This is a genomic window from Citrobacter sp. Cf136 (genome assembly GCF_030333815.1).
GTDB lineage: Bacteria > Pseudomonadota > Gammaproteobacteria > Enterobacterales > Enterobacteriaceae > Citrobacter > Citrobacter freundii.
The window spans coordinates 433,664-454,606 of sequence record NZ_JAOWFE010000029.1 but is presented as its reverse complement, the minus strand read 5'-3'; the positions used below and the strand labels follow the sequence as shown (position 1 = coordinate 454,606).

At 44.1% G+C, this 20,943-nt stretch carries 21 protein-coding genes and 1 other RNA gene; 5 read left to right on the top strand and 17 right to left on the bottom strand.

The window, feature by feature from the left end:
• The first annotated feature begins 245 nt into the window (after positions 1–245).
• From garP to rnpB, 5 genes are all read left to right on the top strand, one after another.
• Positions 246–1,580: a galactarate/glucarate/glycerate transporter GarP gene (garP, locus tag OGV98_RS02740; RefSeq protein ID WP_003024898.1), complete on the top strand. Its 1,335-nt coding sequence runs from the start codon at positions 246–248 to the stop codon at positions 1,578–1,580.
• Positions 1,581–1,595: 15 nt separating this feature from the next.
• Positions 1,596–2,366, top strand: coding sequence for a 2-dehydro-3-deoxyglucarate aldolase (gene garL, locus OGV98_RS02735; protein ID WP_048217113.1), 771 nt, complete (start codon positions 1,596–1,598; stop codon positions 2,364–2,366).
• Positions 2,367–2,396: 30 nt separating this feature from the next.
• Entirely contained in the window at positions 2,397–3,287 is an 891-nt protein-coding gene (garR, locus tag OGV98_RS02730) for a 2-hydroxy-3-oxopropionate reductase (protein WP_003840019.1), read from the top strand.
• A 65-nt stretch (positions 3,288–3,352) separates the two neighbouring features.
• A complete protein-coding gene (gene garK, locus OGV98_RS02725; protein ID WP_044714478.1) occupies positions 3,353–4,498 on the top strand; it encodes a glycerate 2-kinase in 1,146 nt (381 codons plus the stop codon).
• Between the two features lie 32 nt (positions 4,499–4,530).
• Positions 4,531–4,907, top strand: an RNA gene (gene rnpB / locus OGV98_RS02720) — RNase P RNA component class A.
• A 461-nt stretch (positions 4,908–5,368) separates the two neighbouring features.
• Here the strand turns inward: rnpB and OGV98_RS02715 are convergent.
• From OGV98_RS02715 to OGV98_RS02635, 17 genes are all read right to left on the bottom strand, one after another.
• Positions 5,369–6,208: a helix-turn-helix domain-containing protein gene (locus OGV98_RS02715; RefSeq protein WP_060854943.1), complete on the bottom strand. Its 840-nt coding sequence runs from the start codon at positions 6,206–6,208 to the stop codon at positions 5,369–5,371.
• Positions 6,209–6,685: 477 nt separating this feature from the next.
• Positions 6,686–7,315: a DsbA family protein gene (locus OGV98_RS02710; RefSeq protein WP_202580972.1), complete on the bottom strand. Its 630-nt coding sequence runs from the start codon at positions 7,313–7,315 to the stop codon at positions 6,686–6,688.
• Between the two features lie 84 nt (positions 7,316–7,399).
• The gene (locus tag OGV98_RS02705; RefSeq protein WP_376740923.1) at positions 7,400–9,556 is read right to left on the bottom strand and encodes a polysaccharide biosynthesis tyrosine autokinase; all 2,157 of its coding nucleotides are present in this window, start codon (positions 9,554–9,556) and stop codon (positions 7,400–7,402) included.
• Positions 9,557–9,570: 14 nt separating this feature from the next.
• Positions 9,571–10,017, bottom strand: a complete 447-nt coding sequence (locus OGV98_RS02700; RefSeq protein ID WP_032939221.1) for an arsenate reductase/protein-tyrosine-phosphatase family protein — start codon at positions 10,015–10,017, stop codon at positions 9,571–9,573.
• The gene (locus OGV98_RS02695) at positions 10,005–11,144 is read right to left on the bottom strand and encodes a polysaccharide export protein (protein WP_048998063.1); all 1,140 of its coding nucleotides are present in this window, start codon (positions 11,142–11,144) and stop codon (positions 10,005–10,007) included. Before OGV98_RS02695 ends, OGV98_RS02700 begins: the two co-directional genes overlap by 13 nt.
• A 64-nt stretch (positions 11,145–11,208) precedes the next feature.
• Positions 11,209–11,529 carry a hypothetical protein gene (locus OGV98_RS02690; RefSeq protein WP_003842056.1) on the bottom strand — a complete coding sequence of 107 codons (321 nt, stop codon included), beginning with the start codon at positions 11,527–11,529 and terminating at the stop codon, positions 11,209–11,211.
• Positions 11,530–11,555: 26 nt separating this feature from the next.
• Positions 11,556–12,110 carry a fimbrial protein gene (locus tag OGV98_RS02685; protein ID WP_032939223.1) on the bottom strand — a complete coding sequence of 185 codons (555 nt, stop codon included), beginning with the start codon at positions 12,108–12,110 and terminating at the stop codon, positions 11,556–11,558.
• Entirely contained in the window at positions 12,103–12,591 is a 489-nt protein-coding gene (locus tag OGV98_RS02680) for a fimbrial protein (RefSeq protein ID WP_003842057.1), read from the bottom strand. Before OGV98_RS02680 ends, OGV98_RS02685 begins: the two co-directional genes overlap by 8 nt.
• A 27-nt stretch (positions 12,592–12,618) precedes the next feature.
• Positions 12,619–13,113 (bottom strand): fimbrial protein, encoded by a 495-nt coding sequence (locus OGV98_RS02675; protein WP_202580974.1) that lies wholly within the window; start codon positions 13,111–13,113, stop codon positions 12,619–12,621.
• 8 nt (positions 13,114–13,121) lie between these two features.
• Positions 13,122–13,643 carry a fimbrial protein gene (locus tag OGV98_RS02670; RefSeq protein WP_003842060.1) on the bottom strand — a complete coding sequence of 174 codons (522 nt, stop codon included), beginning with the start codon at positions 13,641–13,643 and terminating at the stop codon, positions 13,122–13,124.
• Between the two features lie 14 nt (positions 13,644–13,657).
• On the bottom strand, positions 13,658–14,137 hold the full coding sequence (locus OGV98_RS02665) for a fimbrial protein (RefSeq protein WP_003845290.1): 480 nt from the start codon (positions 14,135–14,137) through the stop codon (positions 13,658–13,660).
• A gap of 9 nt (positions 14,138–14,146) precedes the next feature.
• Positions 14,147–14,659, bottom strand: a complete 513-nt coding sequence (locus OGV98_RS02660) for a fimbrial protein (RefSeq protein WP_237665911.1) — start codon at positions 14,657–14,659, stop codon at positions 14,147–14,149.
• A 35-nt stretch (positions 14,660–14,694) separates the two neighbouring features.
• The gene (locus OGV98_RS02655) at positions 14,695–15,759 is read right to left on the bottom strand and encodes a hypothetical protein (RefSeq protein ID WP_210943523.1); all 1,065 of its coding nucleotides are present in this window, start codon (positions 15,757–15,759) and stop codon (positions 14,695–14,697) included.
• Positions 15,760–16,452, bottom strand: a complete 693-nt coding sequence (locus tag OGV98_RS02650; protein ID WP_003842067.1) for a fimbrial chaperone — start codon at positions 16,450–16,452, stop codon at positions 15,760–15,762. It abuts the gene before it with no gap.
• Entirely contained in the window at positions 16,436–18,799 is a 2,364-nt protein-coding gene (pefC, locus tag OGV98_RS02645; RefSeq protein ID WP_202580977.1) for a PefC/AfrB family outer membrane usher protein, read from the bottom strand. Before pefC ends, OGV98_RS02650 begins: the two co-directional genes overlap by 17 nt.
• A 76-nt stretch (positions 18,800–18,875) precedes the next feature.
• Complete coding sequence (locus tag OGV98_RS02640) at positions 18,876–19,418, bottom strand: fimbrial protein (protein WP_060854949.1); 543 nt, start codon at positions 19,416–19,418, stop codon at positions 18,876–18,878.
• A gap of 488 nt (positions 19,419–19,906) precedes the next feature.
• Positions 19,907–20,818: a helix-turn-helix domain-containing protein gene (locus OGV98_RS02635; RefSeq protein ID WP_200058405.1), complete on the bottom strand. Its 912-nt coding sequence runs from the start codon at positions 20,816–20,818 to the stop codon at positions 19,907–19,909.
• Between the last annotated feature and the right edge of the window lie 125 nt (positions 20,819–20,943).

Genomic DNA, 20,943 nt, shown 5'->3' with positions numbered 1-20,943 from the left:
CAGGGGTAGCAATACGTAAATGTGTGGATTAGCGCCCATGCATGTGTGCATATGCCCAAAACATTATTTTCATAACGCATATTTAATGAGCGCTTGCACAATGATTAACGTTGCACTGCTGATTATACTAAATCACGGTTTCATAGCGTCTGATAAATTATTATACGTTTTTATTATCGGTAATTTATCACCAGGGATATCTGCCAAATAATAATAAAAACTTTTATGTACCCGAGGTAATTAGAATGATACTGGATACAGTTGTCGAGAAAAAGAAAGGTACGCACACCCGTTACTTAATATTGCTAATAATATTTATTGTTACCGCCGTTAACTATGCGGACCGTGCCACGCTATCTATTGCCGGCACGGAAGTGGCGAAAGAGTTGCAGCTCAGTGCCATCTCAATGGGTTACATTTTCTCCGCCTTCGGTTGGGCTTACCTGTTGATGCAAATCCCTGGCGGCTGGCTGCTGGATAAGTTCGGTTCGAAGAAAGTCTACACTTACAGTCTGTTCTTCTGGTCGCTGTTTACTTTTCTGCAGGGTTTTGTCGACATGTTCCCGCTGGCCTGGGCGGGTATTTCAATGTTCATCATGCGCTTTATGCTGGGCTTCTCGGAAGCGCCGTCCTTCCCGGCGAACGCCCGTATTGTGGCGGCCTGGTTCCCGACGAAAGAGCGCGGTACGGCATCTGCGATTTTTAACTCCGCACAATATTTCTCTCTGGCGCTGTTTTCGCCGCTGCTGGGCTGGCTGACCTTTGCCTGGGGCTGGGAGCACGTCTTTACCGTGATGGGCGTTATCGGTTTTGTGCTCACCGGCCTGTGGGTAAAGTTTATTCATAACCCAACCGATCACCCGCGTATGTCGCAGGAAGAGCTGAAGTTTATCTCTGAAAACGGCGCGGTCGTGGATATGGACCATAAAAAGCCCGGCGATGTGAAATCAGGTGGTCCTAAACTGCATTATATCAAGCAGTTGCTGACAAACCGCATGATGCTTGGCGTGTTCTTCGGACAGTATTTTATCAACACTATCACCTGGTTTTTCCTTACCTGGTTCCCGATTTACCTGGTACAGGAAAAAGGCATGTCGATCCTGAAAGTCGGTCTGGTGGCGTCGATTCCTGCGCTGTGCGGATTTGCCGGTGGCGTGCTCGGCGGTGTGTTCTCTGATTATCTGATTAAACGTGGCTTCAGCATCACCCTGGCACGTAAGCTGCCGATTGTGCTCGGAATGTTGCTCGCGTCGACCATTATTCTGTGTAACTACACCGATAACACCACCCTGGTGGTTGCGCTGATGGCGCTGGCGTTCTTCGGCAAAGGCTTCGGCGCGCTGGGTTGGCCGGTGATTTCCGATACCGCGCCGAAAGAAATCGTTGGTCTGTGCGGTGGGGTATTTAACGTATTTGGCAACGTAGCCTCTATCGTCACCCCGCTGGTGATTGGTTATCTGGTGAGCGAGCTGCACTCATTTAATGCTGCGCTGATGTTTGTAGGGTGTTCGGCGCTGATGGCAATGGTTTGCTACCTGTTTATTGTCGGTGACATTAAACGTATGGAATTGCAGAAATAAATAAAGGTATAGGCGATGAATAACACGATTTTCCCGAATAAGTTTAAAGCGGCCCTCGCGGCGCAACAGATTCAGATTGGCTGCTGGTCTGCATTGGCCAGCCCAATCAGTACCGAAGTTTTAGGCCTGGCGGGTTTTGACTGGCTGGTACTGGACGGCGAACACGCGCCGAACGATATCTCGACGTTTATCCCGCAATTGATGGCGCTGAAAGGCAGCGCCAGCGCGCCGGTCGTACGCGTGCCGACCAACGAGCCGGTGATTATCAAGCGCCTGCTGGATATTGGGTTTTACAACTTCCTGATCCCGTTCGTTGAGACACAAGAAGAGGCGGTGAACGCCGTGGCGTCGACCCGCTATCCGCCGGAAGGTATTCGCGGCGTGTCCGTCTCCCATCGCGCCAATATGTTTGGCACCGTACCGGACTACTTTGCGCAATCGAATAAGAACATCACCATCATCGTGCAGATCGAAAGTCAGCAGGGCGTTGATAACGTTGACGCCATCGCGGCGACCGAAGGTGTAGACGGTGTCTTCGTCGGCCCAAGCGATCTGGCTGCGGCGCTAGGCCATCTCGGCAATGCGTCGCATCCTGATGTGCAGAAAGCTATCCAGCACATTTTTGCCCGCGCGAAAGCACATGGCAAACCAAGTGGAATTCTGGCGCCGGTAGAGGCGGATGCGCGTCGTTATCTGGAGTGGGGCGCGACCTTTGTTGCTGTTGGCAGCGACCTTGGCGTGTTCCGTTCAGCCACGCAGAAACTGGCTGAATCTTTTAAGAAATAACCACCATCGACAGTAGAGAGAGATAAAGACATGACAATGAAAGTTGGTTTTATTGGCCTCGGTATTATGGGTAAACCAATGAGTAAAAACCTCCTCAAGGCAGGTTACTCGTTGGTGGTTGCTGATCGTAACCCGGAATCCATTGCGGAAGTCATTGCCGCTGGTGCAGAAACCGCCGCCACGGCGAAAGATATTGCTGAGCAGTGCGACGTGATCATCACCATGCTGCCGAACTCGCCGCATGTTAAGGAAGTGGCGCTGGGTGAAGGCGGAATTATTGAAGGTGCGAAACCGGGCACAGTGCTTATCGACATGAGCTCCATTGCACCGTTGGCCAGCCGTGAAATTAGCGACGCGCTGAAAGCGAAAGGCGTGGATATGCTGGATGCGCCGGTCAGCGGCGGCGAGCCAAAAGCGATTGATGGTACGTTGTCGGTAATGGTCGGCGGCGATAAAGCGATTTTCGACAAGTATTACGATCTGCTGAAAGCGATGGCTGGCTCAGTGGTACATACCGGCGACATTGGCGCGGGTAACGTCACTAAGCTGGCGAACCAGGTGATTGTAGCGCTGAACATTGCGGCGATGTCTGAAGCGCTGACGCTGGCGACCAAGGCGGGTGTGAACCCGGATCTGGTGTATCAGGCGATCCGTGGCGGACTGGCCGGAAGCACCGTGCTGGACGCGAAAGCGCCGATGGTCATGGACCGCAACTTTAAGCCAGGTTTCCGTATTGACCTGCATATCAAAGATTTGGCGAATGCGCTGGACACTTCTCATGGGGTCGGCGCGCAGTTGCCGCTGACTGCTGCAGTCATGGAGATGATGCAGGCGCTTCGCGCAGATGGGCTGGGCACCGCCGATCACAGCGCGCTCGCATGCTACTACGAAAAACTGGCGAAAGTGGAAGTCACACGCTAACAAGAAGGGCGCGGATGTGCGCCCTGTATTTCTTGCCTTGCGCGGCACAGTCAGGCTACATAACTATGAAAATCGTAATTGCCCCAGACTCTTATAAAGAAAGTCTATCTGCCACTGAGGTCGCTCAGGCAATAGAAAAAGGATTTCGGGAAATATTTCCCGATGCGCAATATGTTTCAGTTCCGGTGGCCGACGGCGGCGAAGGAACGGTCGAAGCCATGATTGCCGCCACGCAAGGGAGTGAATATTCCGCGTGGGTAACGGGGCCGCTGGGCGAAAAAGTGAATGCCTGCTGGGGCATGTCCGGAGATGGTAAAACTGCGTTTATCGAAATGGCGGCAGCCAGTGGTCTGGCGTTAGTCCCTCCTGATAAGCGTAACCCGTTAGTCACCACGTCACGTGGTACCGGGGAATTGATTTTGCAGGCGCTGGATAGCGGGGCGCAGAGCATTATTATCGGCATTGGCGGTAGTGCAACCAACGACGGCGGCGCGGGTATGGTGCAGGCTCTGGGCGCGAAACTTTGCGACGCTAACGGGACTGAGATTGGCTACGGGGGCGGTAGTCTGATGAGCCTCAACAGCATCGACATTTCCGGTTTGGATCCGCGATTAAAAACCTGCTCCATTCGCGTGGCCTGCGATGTGACCAATCCGCTCACAGGTGATACTGGCGCTTCACGCATCTTCGGCCCACAGAAAGGGGCGACGGAAGAACGCATTATCGAACTGGACCGAAATTTGTCTCACTATGCCGACATCATTAAAAAATCGTTACGGGTAGACGTGAAGGATGTTCCCGGGGCGGGGGCTGCCGGTGGTATGGGCGCTGCGTTAATGGCTTTTTTAGGCGCGGACTTGCGCAGTGGTATTGAGATTGTGACCCAGGCGCTCAACCTGGAAGAGCATATTCACGACTGTACGCTGGTGGTGACCGGGGAAGGACGCATCGACAGCCAGAGCATTCACGGCAAAGTGCCGGTGGGCGTGGCGATCGTCGCGAAGAAATACCACAAACCGGTAATTGGTATTGGCGGCAGCCTGACGCGCGATGTGGAGGTGGTGCATCAATATGGTATCGATGCGGTGTTTAGCGTATTGACCAGCATCAGTACGCTGGAAGAGGCCTTCCGTGGGGCATTTGACAATATTTATCGCGCCTCAAGAAACATCGCCGCCACGTTAGCGATAGGAATGCGCAGTGCGGGGTGACATTACCCCGCAAACCCTCTATACTGCGCGCCGAAGCTGACCAGACAGTCGCCGCTTCGTCGTCGTCCTCTTCGGGGGAGACGGGCGGAGGGGAGGAAAGTCCGGGCTCCATAGGGCAGGGTGCCAGGTAACGCCTGGGGGGGAAACCCACGACCAGTGCAACAGAGAGCAAACCGCCGATGGCCCACGTAAGTGGGATCAGGTAAGGGTGAAAGGGTGCGGTAAGAGCGCACCGCGCGGCTGGTAACAGTCCGTGGCACGGTAAACTCCACCCGGAGCAAGGCCAAATAGGGGTTCACAAGGTACGGCCCGTACTGAACCCGGGTAGGCTGCTTGAGCCAGTGAGCGATTGCTGGCCTAGATGAATGACTGTCCACGACAGAACCCGGCTTATCGGTCAGCTTCACTCTTTATAAAACCCCGCTTCGGCGGGGTTTTTGCTTTCCGGATAGGCCAGATGAATGACTGTCCACGACGCTATGCTCAAAAGAACGCGGCTTATCGGTCAGCTTCACTCTTTATAAAACCCCGCTTCGGTAGTTTTTTATTTTGTATAATAGTAATTTGATATGACAATAAATAATTTCCCTTTTCTAACTTTATTTTTCACACTTAATTAAGTGTGATGTGTCAAATTGATTATATCGTTTCTTAGTTTCCGTAATGCTATAAAATAATCTTTACCATCATCATGATTAACCAGACACTCATTGAGTTTCGATGAAATCCATGATAAAGATGCTTGCTCAACTTTTTCATTATTCAGATATTTCAAAAAGAATAATATATCAGCACATTCTATAAAACCATAGTTTCTGACAATATCCATAATGTATTGTTTAAGCATTAAATAATCTCTTCTGTTTTTAGCTATACTACAGGAATAAAATAATCACAAGATATTGTACCTGGACATGCTGTATCTATATATTTTAAAATCTCAATGTCTGATCCCTCTCGTCTTTTCAATCTAAGTTTAGGAAGTAAATAATAATAGACGCTCCTTGGGAAATATATATATTCATTGAGGCTGCCATTAAATGAAAATTTTATATACTTACCATCTTCAGATGTGAATTCCTCATCGGTTGATATCAAAAGATCATTTTTAGCGTGAAAACCTAAGAATGAGTTAACGATCAAATGGCGATCTTTCTGAGCGTGAGGAGAAAAAGTGCTGCTTATAAATAAATCTGAATGATATTTCCTCATGATATCAATGATCTTTTGATATCTGATGATGGTTTCATTTTCTCTAATGAAATACATTTGCTGCTCAAAGCTAAAGCGGTATCCATGATATTTTTTTGATTCTAAAATGCAATACTCGAATTTTATTTCAGGTACATTTTCTGGCTGAATTGGAAGTTGTAAAGATTTAAAATCCCACTCTCTGGATTTTCGATACTGGCGAGGTGAATATCCGAATAATTTACTGAACTCTCTGCTGAAGGATTGCTGGGAATCGAATTTCAATTGATATGCGATATCCATTATCTTGAGGTTTGTTAATCGTAGTAAAAAAGCAGCGCGACAAAGTTTTCGTTGTCTAATATATTTTGCTGGAGTTAGGTTTGTATACTGCATAAATATGTTTGATAAGTGTCTAATAGTATATCCACTAATATTCTCAAGTGTTGAGCTACAGATCTTTTCGTCGATGTTATCCTCGATCCAATGGATGATATCAGCAAGAAATTTCTTTTTCATAGGCTCCTGGCTAAACAAATCTTAATTTAAATAATGCCAAAAATAAAATTTTTTCTTGAAATTTATTCAGTAATAAATGACGGGTGTGAGTATTGATTAGATTTTTCCAATTATTGATGCTCATAGTATTAGATGCGATTATTAACGCACTTTCGTCCAGTATGATTTTTTCCTTGCTGTTTTACGCAATGTAAAGTGTGATATAAATAATACGGCCATGAGCTCGTCTGCTAATTTATTCATTGTTAATTGATGATTGATTAATATAAATTCGAGATTTGATGGTTATTATAATACATGCAAAATTAAGGGGGTTTAAGTTTGAGCTATAGAATTAGTCATAAGAGCTATAATATTATAGCTTCGGTGTGGACATGAATTTTTCTCTTTCGACTAATACAGTTTTGTTGCAGATTGATCAGGGTTAGCAAAAAGATACAACATAGAATTGCGAATCTGTCGTATCTTTTGTTATCACTATTCTTTGCCCAAAAGCAAAGCCTTCACGATTTGAGCAACGGTAGCGCCATACTTACATGGAGACGTTTCTCCTGTCCCATTGTTATTTAAAATGTATTTACCATTAACATAGAATGATGGTGTGCCTTGAACCTCAAAACTTTGGGCGGCGTGTATCTGTTTTTGTGTTAGCGCTTTAACCACAAAACTGTCTTTTGCTGCATCGTATTCTGTGGCTGAAATTCCTGCGTCAATAAATACCTGGCGAATATCTTCTTCATTGCGCAAAGATTTTTTATCCTGTACGGCAATAAATAGAGGATGCTCAACCTTATCTGTTACTCCTAATGCCATTGCAACCGACCACGCTGTTGTCAGATTTTGTCCCAGACTACCCATTGCGCCAACATGGTACTTTTCAACTTTTGTCCCTTCAGGTAGTACCTGGTTTATGGCCTCACTCACTTTATATTCACGAGAAAATGCCATGCAGGGTGGACAATAGAACGAAAAAAACTCGACTACCATAGGTGCATCTTTAACTGGTCTTCCCATTCGTGAATATTGTTGACCTTCCGCTACAGGAAAAGCGCTAACGCTAAAGGTGCAGAATGCCAGAACAACAAAGGATAATATTTTTTGTATCATGTTTGCTCTCATATCGTTAGTATAAATGTGTGAAAATAATAGATTTTGCATTAGAACGAACAGCATATTTCTATTGAGACGGCACTAAGATGTGGTGTATTCATATGCGTAGTAATTTGCATCTTCCCGTGTGATACCATTAAGAATAACGCCTTTCACGTTTATTCCATTTTGCTCAAATTTTCGCAGGCATCGGTTCACCTGTTGCAAGCTATCCTGATTTGCGCGCGTAACTACCAGACAAGTTCCTGCCTCGTACCCAGCGATGATTGCATCCGCAACCGCGAGAACTGGAGGGCTGTCGACGATCACCATGTCATATTCATTGTTTGCCCATTTCAATAGCTGCTTAAATCGCTCGTTCGCCAGAAGATCCACAGGACTAGAAAGTAATGTTCCACGGGTAAGTATGTCGAATTGGCCTTTCAGGCAATATTGAATACTTTCCGTTAATGTTGTGTTTCCACATAGAAAATCAGAGAGGCCATTTTTGTTCTCAACGTTGAATAAAATATGGGTGTATCCACGCCGCATATCGGCATCAATAAAAAGTACGCGCTGGCCGGACTGAGCAATAACAGCCGCAAGGCTGCTGCTGATAAATGTTTTACCACATCCCATTGTTGCGCCAGAAATCATCAGCACTCTGTTCGGTGTCTCCTTCATGATAAAATGCAGTGTGGTACGCAATCCGCGAACAGCTTCTATGGAAATATCAGCTGGTTCTTCAAATGCCAGACAAAATCGTGGCGACGTATCTCGTCGGAAGAAGTTAACGATTGAAGACCTTTGCTGATGCCGATATTTTTTTTCCAGAGATTTAGACACCGGCACAGTTGCCAGCACATGAACTCCCGCATTTTCTAATGTTTCTGATGATTCGATCCCACGACGCAGGGCTACGCGAGCAATAGCCAGACCCGATGAACTGATCAGACCAAGCATCGTCCCAAGCATGATAATCAATGCTTTTTTAGGTTTGACAGGCGAAGGCCAGGTCACTGCGGGATCGATAATGCGTACATTCCCCACGTTGCTGGAGCGGGAGATGTTGAGTTCCTGCTGACGGCTTAGAAGCTGTAAATAGATCTCTCTTCCTGTTTCAACATCACGGCTCAACTTCAGAACTTCTTGTTGAGTGGATGGCATTGCAGATATACGCTGGTTAAGTTTGTCCTTTTCCTGCACCAACGTTTGGCGTTTATCGAGTAATGCGCGGTAGGCTGGGTGGCTTTTCTTATAAAGTTGCGAGATCTCTGCTTCCCGGAAGGTTAACGCGTTGAGTTGGTTCTCTACGTTCACCATCTGTTCAAGTACCGTTTTTGCTTCCAAATTGAGATCAACAGAATCCTGTTGCTGTCGGTAAACGTTAAGTTTGCTTTCAGCATCATCCAGTTCAGACTGCACTTTCGGCAACTGGCGTTGTAAAAAAGCCAGGCTGTTGGCGTCGCGGGCCGCCTGACGATTGATATTCTGCTGAACGTAGTTGTTCATTACCGTATCGAGAATGCGTGCGATTTCATTTGGGTTATGTCCCGTGATACGAAGTGCGATCATTCCGCTCTCTTTACCCTGTTGGGACACGTCAATTTGCAGTTGCAAATTGCTAATAGCTTCCAGTTTACTTATTTTACGGAGCTTGAATCGAGAGCCAGGGACAGCATGTATGTTGCTAACTTCAATGATGATATTCTCTTTCTTCAGTCGCTCTCCAACCTTACCTTCTAAAGAAAAGTTTGTTCCTTGTAGATGAAATAATCCCTTCTCTTGTACTGTAAGAATAACCTCCGAGTTTTGATCGTTAGTCTGCGGCAAACTGAGATCTTGTATTGTAATTTCTGCTGATGATTCTCCCTTCAGCTTAGCCCAGAGGTATCCTGTGACAGGAAAATAAATTTGTTCCGATTGTATTCTTAGATTAAGGTCATCAACTGTTTTTCCCAGAATCATTCGCGATTTAAGCAACTCAATTTCAGCTGATACAGCAGATGTGTCGGTTGGTAAAATATTCTTCAAGCGGTTCAAAAATGCCTGATTTTGCTTTTGCTCAACCTGAATTAGGGCATCTGCTTGATACACCGTGGGAGATAAAAAAGTGTATAGTGATGCAGCCAGGGTAAAGGCGATGGTTATGCAGAGGATTATTTTCCATTGCAAAAATAAAATATGCAGTAGCTGGATAAGATCCAATTCTTTTTCCGCGGAGGAAGTGCGCGGATATTTCGAATTCTCATTCAAGATTAAACTGTCCTTTTTTACACCAGATGCTGGGCCCATCTTTGTGCACCCAGTTCCAGTTGTTGAAACACATACTCATAAACATCATGACTTTTTCGATAAGGGTCGGGGATTGCTTGTTTACTGGACCAATAGCTGAATAATAATGTTTTGCCTCTGGCTTCTGGCGCCATTGATGTAACAAACGCAATATGCTTTGGTTCCATCGCCAGGATAAGCCCGGAGTCACGTAGCATTTCCAGGGTGACATTTCTCGCGATGTGTCCGCTCAGTGACACGCCATGTTCGAACGCCACTGCCGCGCTCATGTTTTCCGCCGGATGCCCATGATGGGCATGGATCCCGGCAGAGGTGACAGAAATTGTTGGTGGCAAAAATTGGCATAGTAAGCGTTCTGCAATGACCGAACGGCAAATGTTCCCAGTACACAGCACCAATATCGATGTGAAATTTATCGGGCCCATGTTCTGATATACCGCGTGGTTTCAGTCAAATCGCGCACACCAACAATGGTGGGCAGTAACTGTGATATAACCCGATTCCAGCGTGCCAGAGGCGCTGTCGTTACGTAGACGATATCGTATGGTTCCAACTGGAATTCGGTACTGAGTACCATTGCGGAAGCATCCTGAGCATCCAGTTGATAAATGTTGGCTATTTTGCCATCGGGCTTTCCTTTCAACGCCCGAATCACGAAAATACCGGTTGCATCAGAGCTCTCTTGCTTCATGCCTTCGGCATTTCCCAGCGCTTCTGCCAGCGTCATTCCACTTCTGTCCATTTTGAGGGTGGCTTGTCTGCCGACCTCACCCATGACAAAAACTTTCAAATCATCATTACGGGGTATAAATAAAATGTCACCAGGATGAAGCAGACGGTTTTGCGTCAGATCACCGCGCTGTAATAGTGCATATAAAGAAAGGTGAGATTTCTGTCCATTATGGGTGAGAGTGACATTTCGCCAGTCGGCGTCTGCAGTCAGACCACCTGCAGCGTTGACTGCATCCATTACCGTAAGTGGAATATTGGTAACAGGTAGCACACCTGAACGCATCACTTCGCCTGTAACGTATATTTTCTGTGAGCGGAAGGCGGCAATACTGACATCTACCTGTGGGTTCTCTATAAATGCATTCAGGCGGGTAGATATGGCGTCGCGAACTTCATTTAAGGTTTTACCTGCCACATGCAGGCGCCCGACGTAAGGATAAAAAATAGTGCCGTCAGCACTGACCCAGTTGCCAGTATCACTGGCACTGCGATATTGGCCCGCTGGCGTAGTCAGCTCCGGATGATCCCAGACGGTAACCATTAAGACATCACCCACACCGATACGATAGTTATAAGACAGCAACTGTTTTTCTAATTGAGGGTTTGGACGAGAAACGATATTAGCCGGACGCAGTGTGTCGACAAGTCCGGGAGTCAGCATAATAATATTGAGCCTGTCATTCAGTGCATCACGATTGTGCGGCAAACCAGTGCCATTTTTCCCCTGAACAGGGAGCCCTTGTCCTGGCAATATCGTACATCCGGAAAGCAGTATCATTGTGCCAAAAAGAATAGGGCACATAAAATGTTGTCTGTTCATATTATCTCAAGTCGAACGGTTTCAGACTTTTGTTAAAATTCATAGCCTAATAATATATAATTAGTCATCGCGTTAATGTGCACCATTCATTATAATTTAACTCTATTGCACTAATAAATCTGAGCATCTGCTGGCTAATGTTGTTAATAGTATATAGTTTCCTCGATGTTGGTGATAAAATATCCATGGGATTAGGTGCGTGAGTTGATAATACCCGCGCCATGATTTTTTGCATGTTACTTTCAAGGATAAGAAGATACTCTCCCTCATCAACACACACTGATTCAATGACTCGCCATTCCTTGTTGATTTCTTTATTTAATAGTTTGTCCATTTTATGGATATAACTGTCAATTGAATCATTGCTATGAAATGACATTTGCATTTAGTTCCCCGTAAACAGAACAATGTTTAGTAATAGGTGATGTTAATTGTCAAATCAGCCTGGTAGCGGCCCGGAGTTAATGATGCAGAAGCAGTATTGATAACAGTTGGATATACTTTAAACGAGCTATCATATATGCTGGGTTGAATCTCAGCATCTTTAACTGACAATATATCTGTAGCAGTGGACAAATCAATCACGCTTGCACCATTACGTTTCCAGCGGGTAAGGAGAGCAATGTTTGCCATTGTGGTATTCACCAAACCTTTCGCTGCATTCTGAAAACCAGGGGTCGCGGCAGTAAAAGAAATCGTGAGTGCGCTGGGCTTGACGCCTTTGCTGCAGTCGATAATGAGCGGTACATCAGTAGCGCTAACGCGATCAGTGACGTTACCGCTTTCGTTCATTAGCGGCAAGTTATATGCTCCAGAAATACCTTTTCCGCCATTAACAGTACAATTAGCATGGGTGATTTTCATTTTTACCCCGATACTGGATGTGCTGTTACCAGCGATCGCAGTTGATGAGCATAGTGATGACAATATAATTATCGAGCATAGTAACAGCACCTGTTTAATCATAACTCAGCCTTAAAATAACAGACGTATCAATATTTCCAGCTGCCATCTGTTCAGCCGTTATTGGTAATAACTTGAATTTAAGGTCAATAGTTTTTTCATGATAAGGATAATCCTCATTAAAATTTAGGGCACCATACAACCCCATTTTCATTACACCAATACCAATACCATTCAGCCCTGATTTCATTATTGATTTCCCGAAATTTGTTTGACCTGATACGATCCCTTGTGCGGGAACAAACCTCATCTTAGTATTTGCCTCGGCCAAATCACAGTTACGTGTGAATTTAATTGACTTTTCTACCTTTCCAGCAAGTAGATCATGTGCAGAAACAGAGCCAAAATTAACCTCAGAAGAGATACTAATGGAACAGGTAGCTTCGGTAATTGCACCATTTATATTAACAACTGTATCCGTTTGCTGTGCGTTAGCGAGACAAGCAAAAAAAAATGCAACAAAGAAATATACTCTGAATGGCATTGCTTAAATTCCTTGCCAGGGTTATCACTAATCGTAAGACAGGCGTATGATTAAAGTCGTATCAATATTACCAGCAGCAATATCCTCTGAAGGTATTTTTACCGGTTTAATTTTGACCGGCATCGAGCGTTGACCGCCGTTTGGGATCCCCACGGAAGACCAGATATGTTCAGTATTAAATGATAAATTGCTAATGCTACCCATAGTAGGCAATTTAAATCCAACACCCGCTAATCCGGATTTCATTATTTTCGGATCACCCGTCACGATTGCACCTGGAATAAAAGTAAGTTTAATATTGGTTGCCATCCAGTCACAGTTTATCGTCATATTAATATCTTTTTCTGGAACGGTATTGTTATTAACATTTAATGCGGTAATAGAACCAAAATTAACCTCTGAGTCTGCTGTGAAGGTACAGGTGGTAGACGTTATGGTACCTTTCACAGGGACATTTACCGTTGCCGTAGATGCAAATACAGAGGATGAAAAAAGGGAAATTATCATTCCTATTTTTTTCATATTCTTCCTTAATCATACTGAACACTAATGGCCAGGTTGGTATCAACATTACCGGCTGCGATATCCTCGCCGCTGATATAGAATGGTTTAAGCGCAATTTTACCACCTAAATTGTAAGGTGATGCTGTTGTCGTCGTACTTGCCCAGGTTTGCTCTACGCCAAAGGGGGTATCAGTTAATGTACCTCCCGCAGTATTAGCAAATTGGAGCTTGAATCCTAAACCCGTTTTACCCGAGCGCATTACGCTGGTGTTGCCGGTAACGGTACCTTCCGTAGGGGTAAATGTCACTTTTACATTTTTAGCAATCCAGTCACAGTCCAGGGCTAGACTTACCTCTTTGGCGGCAATTCTGTTATTGCCGATATCTCCTGCGGTCAGGGTATTAAAGTTAATTTCAGTAGGCGTTGGTACAATATTACAGGTAGCGCCTGTTACGCTGGCTTTAATTGCGACAGTTGTATCCGCCGTTTTGGCATAAGAATAAGGAGATATACCCAGCAGAAAAACGACCGGAATTACTTTTTTCATATTTCATCCTTATATTAGATATAAGTTAACTGAATTGTCATTGAGGTGTTAAAAACCCCTTTGGTTATCGCACCATTTGCACCCAAGAGCATCCTGACAGATGTCGTCCCTGGTGATGGCCAAACTATATTACTGTTAAAGTTAACATTATTAACCCCCATGGCTGTCAATGAAACTGTATACATTACACTGGCGTTACTGGTTAATGCTGCATCATTTCTACCGCTTACTATGCCATTTCGTGGAATAAACATTAACTCGACCCGTGAAGCATTGTGGCAAGATGCGGTAATATCAAAATTCCTGATTCGTAAATCTGGGTTACCATTTAAAAAATCATTTCTGTTAATATCCCCAAAATTAATCACCGCAGGGGCAGTTAATGTACAGGTCGGAATAATTAGGCTTGCCCCTACGGTTATGCTTAATGTGCTGGTCTTGGCCGAGACGCTATGACCGCATAGCAGCAGTGTAAACAGGAATACTCTTGTCATATTTGCACTCTATGTATAAGTCAGCTCAGCGTTAAGTACGACGGATACCGAACCTGAAGATATCGTTCCACTGCTACTTTTTTTAACAAGTTTAAATTTTAATTTATAACCCGAACCACTCAATGCTTTTAAATTATAATCGGAGTTAAACTGCATCCGGGCATTATTGAAAAAGGGAAGGATCGCAACATTATGCCCGGCATCTAAAAAAGCGCCTCCTGACCCCCCGGTACTTACGGGGGAGGTGAAACGCAAATTCGCCGATTGCAAAGCTGTGACTGCGTTATTCCCGGTTAACTCTGGCGTGGCGCTATCAAGACGACACGTTAACGTCAAATCGGCTTCGATTTCCGGTCCTTCAGTAAGTGTTAAGGTTGTAATATTAACATCACCAAAGCTTAAATTATTCCCTCTGCTGGAGGTTATATTGCATGTAAATTCTCGGAATTTAACCGATAAATTTACCGTGGCGGTTGTACTTTTAGACAGTACATCCACGGGTATAAATAATAGTAGGGCCATGAAGGTATATGTTATCCGCATTATATCTCGCCCAGCTAGTTATAATTAATAATGAAATTTACAGCCCCCTTCCAGTCTGCGCTACGTCCTGGATCGGCCCAATACTTGTAGGGATAAACTGGTATAGTGATATTATTGAGCTCATTGATATTTAAAATCTGGCTTTTATTTGTATCAAACCTCAACCCCCATCCGTTTCCAACATGAAGCATAAAATCACCATTATAAATGTTTTGTGCATCCGGGGAATCAATGATAATTCTTGTAGAGCCGGGGATTATAAATGATGAATAATTTGATGTCATATTCCCACCACTAAGTCCCAAACCGCATCTCATACTCAGAACTATAGTCGCCAGTGGTTTGTTTAAATCTCCATTTATGTTTACAACACCAAGGTCAATATTATTTGCATTACTAGTGACAGAGCATGTTACCGTATTTGTATAATTCAGTGTAACACTATTATTTGTTACATTAGGTGTTACGGATTTATTACCTGGAATAAGTCCGCCTGATCTGTAGGTTATTTGGTTTCCGGTAGCTGAAGTCATCATTGATATAATTTTACTATTGGATGCAACATTACCTCCAATACTTCTGTTGGTATATATGCCATAAGTAAATGTCGGACCAGTATTGTTTCTTGGGTTTCCACCCAGAGCATCTGAAAATTCTAAGAAAATATTTGGGAAATTCCAAGAGTTACCATTTCTATCAAAGAATTTAGCTTTAGAAGACGCTATTCCTTCTGGCGCTAAATATATCCATCCACTGTTATGCTCTAATCTATTATTATTGATAAAGTTAAATTCTGGAAGTGGTACATATATATATCCTGCGGAACCTCCTAAGTACTGATCAATTTGCCAGGAATTTGGTCCGACATAATATGGGCAGCTAAAGGTTACCTTCATTGTTCCTATCCTTGTACCCGCAACAGTCTCTGTCGTGAGTGTGCTTTGCGAGTAAGAAACCTCTATTTTGCTAGAAGGCGATCCCCAATAGTAAGCTGCATTACCCGCCGCAAAACACCCTGCATATGCTGAAGGTGCTGCTAGTATTGATAGCAAAAAAAAACAAAAATATATTTTTCTCATTTACTTAACCTGATATTGATTATTTGCGCCGTAATCATCAATCGCGTTCACCGACACATTCCCGGTTAATGAGTTGCTGATCTGTACTTTGCTAAACGGCGCAAATTTGGCTAGCTGTGCCCCTTCATTTTTAGTGAGCTTTACCTCATTACCATTCACTTTTATCCCTGTAATAGCAAAATAGTAGGGAGTGGGGTTTTCAAGAAAATATTTTCCATCAGTCTTTAACAGCCTGACCTGCTTTTCTGCTTCTTTACGCCCATCGACCAGCGTTTGTGGGCGATAAATCAACTTAACGCGAGTGTTCAACGCAATAGCCAGAACATTTCCACCTGATTTAGGGGCCGGTGGGATCTCCTGTACATTAAGCCAAGTTAACGTCTCACGATCTTGCGGCAGATTAGGGTTGATATCCAGAATCCTGATCGTCTGTCTGCTTTTCGGGTCTACTTTAAAAAATGTTGGACTGGTTGTGAAGTAAACGTCTTTATCTTTTTCGTTGTCATTATCAATCCATACCTGTCCGGCATATTTTTGCTCGCTTTCATTAGAGACCATTACGGACAGGCTTTTTTTCCCACCTTCATAAACATAGCGAGTCCCATTAAGGCTAAACGCGGCATTACTGCTCAGGCTTACAGATAGCATGGCAACAGCAATAAAAGCTTTGATTTTGTTATTTACAGTAAACATCTTGAATTGTTCTCTTGGTTGGACTCAATTTTTCTAAATTAATGACACACTGATCGAGTGCGATATTTTTTACTTTACTATCAACGTTAAGTAACAATACGCCACCATTACTGACAAAACCCACTTCCTTGCCTGCATCATCCTTTGCAATTGTTCCCATAGGAATGACGTACTTATTTTTACTAAAAACGCGTAATATATAGTGATGAACACGGCGATACTTTATCTTCCTGTAGATAATAGCTTTCTCGGTTGGTATAACATTAATCACATTGCCCTGTATTTCAATATCTGTTGGCAACTTATCGACATCGATATTAATAGAGTTCGGTGAATAACTCGCCAAAGAGATCACCGCTCTCCCGTTGCTGTCTGTCGGAAGGCCGCCATTAATTACCGCACCACTAATTCCATCCATGTCAATCACTGCCAGCGTACCATTACTATTCTGTGATAACATCAGCCCACCACCATAAATCCCCAGTACTGATCCGCTCATCTGCAAGCTCAGGTTTTGGCTGGTAGAACCTTTCGAATACATGCTGTTTAATTGGGCATAATCCGAAGCATAGCCAGTGGATAACGAAATATTATTTCCGTTATTGTCTCGATTCATACTAACGTTGTAACTCAGTCGATCGTTAAGATTTGCAGAGCTACCCGCCATATAACTCATTCCGCCTTCACGGGTATAGGTCATCGAGGTATTACTATAATGCATCACATCGAATGCACTGAACGGGATGTTAAAGGAGAGGCTGGTCATATATTCTCCGCCATTCTCCCCTCTCTTACTGTAGCTTCCACTCAGCGAGGCCGAAAAGCGGCTAAATGACTTGCTGAGCATAAAATTCACTCCACTCTCCTGTGGCTTATCCCAATATTGCTGCATCCATCCGTTCATACTGAGATAAATATTTTGTTCCGGTATACGGTGAGCCAGGATCGCCTCATAGCGATTTTTTGACTTAAACTCATCCGTGCTGTAGCTCAGGTAATCATAATTGGCATACTCGACATATCCGCGGTCCGTAAACCGGTAGCCGATTAACTGTAAATCTGTCGTATCGGTTAGTGAGCGAGCATACTTAACGGAAGCGCTATACCCTTTCTGTTCATCTTTCTGTTTAAACCTGGCTTTTGACAGGTTCAAACTGGTCGATAATGCGCCAAACCATCCGAGCGAATGGGTGCTACCAATGCCCATGTTTTGATAGTTCTGACTCAACAACAATGCTGAGTTAAACGTTGCATAGTTGAAGCCGTAATCCAGGCTGCCCAGCCCGAAGGTACCATCGGCGGAACTTTTATTATTGCCCGCCATTTTTTTACCCACGGCCAAACCATAATCCATGGCACCGGGGCGCAGGAGGTTACCCATTATGGTTACAGGAAAATGTTCTGTTCTTTTACTGCCATTTTCCTCCGTAATGGTCATAATCAGATCCCCGCTACTGATTGCGCCCAGATTGTTAATTTCAAACGGCCCCGGGGGGACAACAATAGATTCTAATACGCGCCCATTTTGCTCTACGGTCACCCTGGCATTACTGGTTGCAATTCCCTGCAATTTAGGTGCATAGGTTCTGCTTAACCATGACGACATGTTCGCATTCGAGGTCAACTGAATCCCGCGAAAACCAAAACCATTCATTAACGGGCTATAGGTACTCTGTGCCTGCCCAATGCTTAGATCGGCCTTAATGGATTCCAACGCACGGGTTAAACGTAGATCGCTGGTGTTAAAACCACTTTCATCGGTGGCATTTGCGGTAAATGAAAGCACCCATTTGCCAATGTTCGCATTACCATTCACACCCAGATAGTTAGTACGCTGTTGCCCTGAGCTTTTACTGGTGTTCGCGTTGTATGCTAATTGAAATCCGGAATTGCCATAATCCCAAGGGCGTTGACTACGTTCGCCAGACAACAAGGCTGCCTGAGGAATACGTAATTTCAGCGTTTGTGTACTATTATCCAGCTCAACTTTTGTTGTTTTATTATTGCTTAATACGTAACACTTTCGGGTTGCGTCGAATTCCTGTGCATAAAAGTCCTCCTTGATAAAAACGCCTTGTTCGCGTAACCATTCGTTTGCCAGGCAAAGAGCTTGCTTTTCGCTGTCGGTAACGGTAATAAAACCGCTACCGACCTTTTCGCCATTAACCTCAACGTCAACCAGATATTCACCAGGAACAAAGTTAACGTTTTTATCAAAGACTTCTGGTAATTCATCCTGTGCACCACCACGAATAAAACTCATGTTAAATTCATCATCTGCCATTACAGTAAATACAGGCTGTAATGCAGAGCAAATCAGTAGTAATAATATTTTATTTTTAAGCATGTTATATATTATTTCAACTGTAAAATAAACGGGCTGCATATTTTATGCAGCCCAAAGGCGCATGAGGGTAATACGATTATTTATAGGCTACGGTATAGGATGCTGAAGTGGCAAAACTACCGGCCTTGACCGTACCGCTTTTAACCGTTTTAACCAACTGAGCTTCATAGTCAAACGTTGTCAAAGGTGTGGCTGGGGTGCCAGTACCTGCATATGCAATAGTACGGTTGGTGTCGGTCACCAGTTCGTCAGCTGTAGCGGCATTCTTGGCTTTTAGCTGCAGGGATACGCCGGTTGCCGAACCGCCGCTGTTACCCAGTCCTGCTGCATCCATGTTTGGTGCGCTCCAGCTCACGTCAGCAGCGGTTTTAGCCAGACAGTCGGCGGCAGAAGGGCCTGCTGGCGTCAGTGAAAATTGGACGGTTTTGGCTGCGGTTAAATCCGTGCCCGGTGTTCCCAAATCGATTGAGCTTGCTACACCACCTCCCACAACCGGACTTACCGTACAGGTTGCAGAGGTAATCGTACCGGTAAAATTAATTGTACCGCTGTTTGCTGATGCGACAGAAGAGAATGCTACCGCCGAAGCCAGTGCTCCAAGAATAAATAGTTTTTTCATTTTAACTCCAGGGATTAACTTTTTGTGATTACCTGTAAGTGCTAATCAGCGCACTTAAGGGATGTGGTCATATTATCTTTTGAATGGTGAATGACAATGGCTCAACAGAGGGTTGGGCTAAATGTGTAATATTTTGCGTTTCATTCTGGTATGTTTTTTTAATAGTATGAGCACTGAAGATATTAACCTCCTTAGCTTATAAGGCTTACCAGATTGACAAATAGAAAATGTGAGAATCTGTAGTTGATAGGGTAATGAGCATCGACATGAAAGTGCGTCGATTTATCTATTGCCTGTTTAGTTGGTCTGCAGCCAATAATGAAGGAGAAGGTGGCGAATGCCCTCGTCCCGCTAAAGTATAATTATTAACGGGGTTCTGGCTATGATGAGGGTGCTTAGTTACTGTAGGAATGGAAAGGTCAAGGGTCTTGATGAAGACAATTCTACTAGATTAACGTTTGCCATTGTATTGATAGTGAAGCGTACTTTCAGTGGTTTACCAGACTCATAAAAGTATAAGGGGTCATCTGGAAGTATTTCTTGAATGTGGTGATAAAATAAGACGTATGGTTGTATCCACACATCACCGAAACCTGAGTAATATTATAATCGCCTGTACGTAGTAGCCTTGCTGCCATACACATCCTGGCATCGAGATAGATCTCGCTGAAGGATGTTTGTTCTATCGCAAGTTTACGTTTTAGTGTGGAACGGCTCATATACAGCCTGGCTGCAACATCGTCCAGGCTCCATGATTTGGATGGAGCATTTTTCACCATATTATATACTTTTTCTCTCAGGCTTGATTTAACCGTACGAGTTAGTATGCCAATACCGTCCTCGTGAGCGGTAAAGGCCGAAAGCAGAAACATTAACGTAAAATCCAGCGGTGAACCTTCAGTTCCGGTGTCACAGCGTGTGCAATGCCCACACTCACTGCGCTCTGATTTTTGCAGGCAGCCAAAAACATTGTCAAAGGCTTCATTCATCCCTGGACGCAACGGTGAACAAAGCATGCGCGAGCTTATGCTTTTGTGCGCGCCTGACATATATTCCAGTTTGTTACCGGTGATCAGCAATGAGTACATTTTACTCATTAACTCATATGAAATATCGATTAGTTTGAATTCTAAATGATTATCGATATCACTGCACTTTATGTTAATTGTTTGGTTTTTCTCGATAAGAATAAGGCTTTCTCCAGTGCATTTCAGCATATCATTATTGCTGGAGTTAATGGTGAGTTCTCCCTTGCTTAATTTGATGAGTGTTGTATTGGCAACGTAGAGATGATTTAAAACTACGCCTTCGGTTGATTGATAATAGTTACTATTACTCACACTTTGTTGTTTACAATTGACCATGTCTGAACATTTTCTTTGGTTCATCGAATTTTGCATTGCAGCACCTTTGTTTTTATGTGGTTAATATACATATTATCAAGTAATGATTTTTTCTATGATTATTTGAGAGAGTTGGTCTGATAGTGAAAAAATTACAGCTGATATTAATATACAGAGTTGGT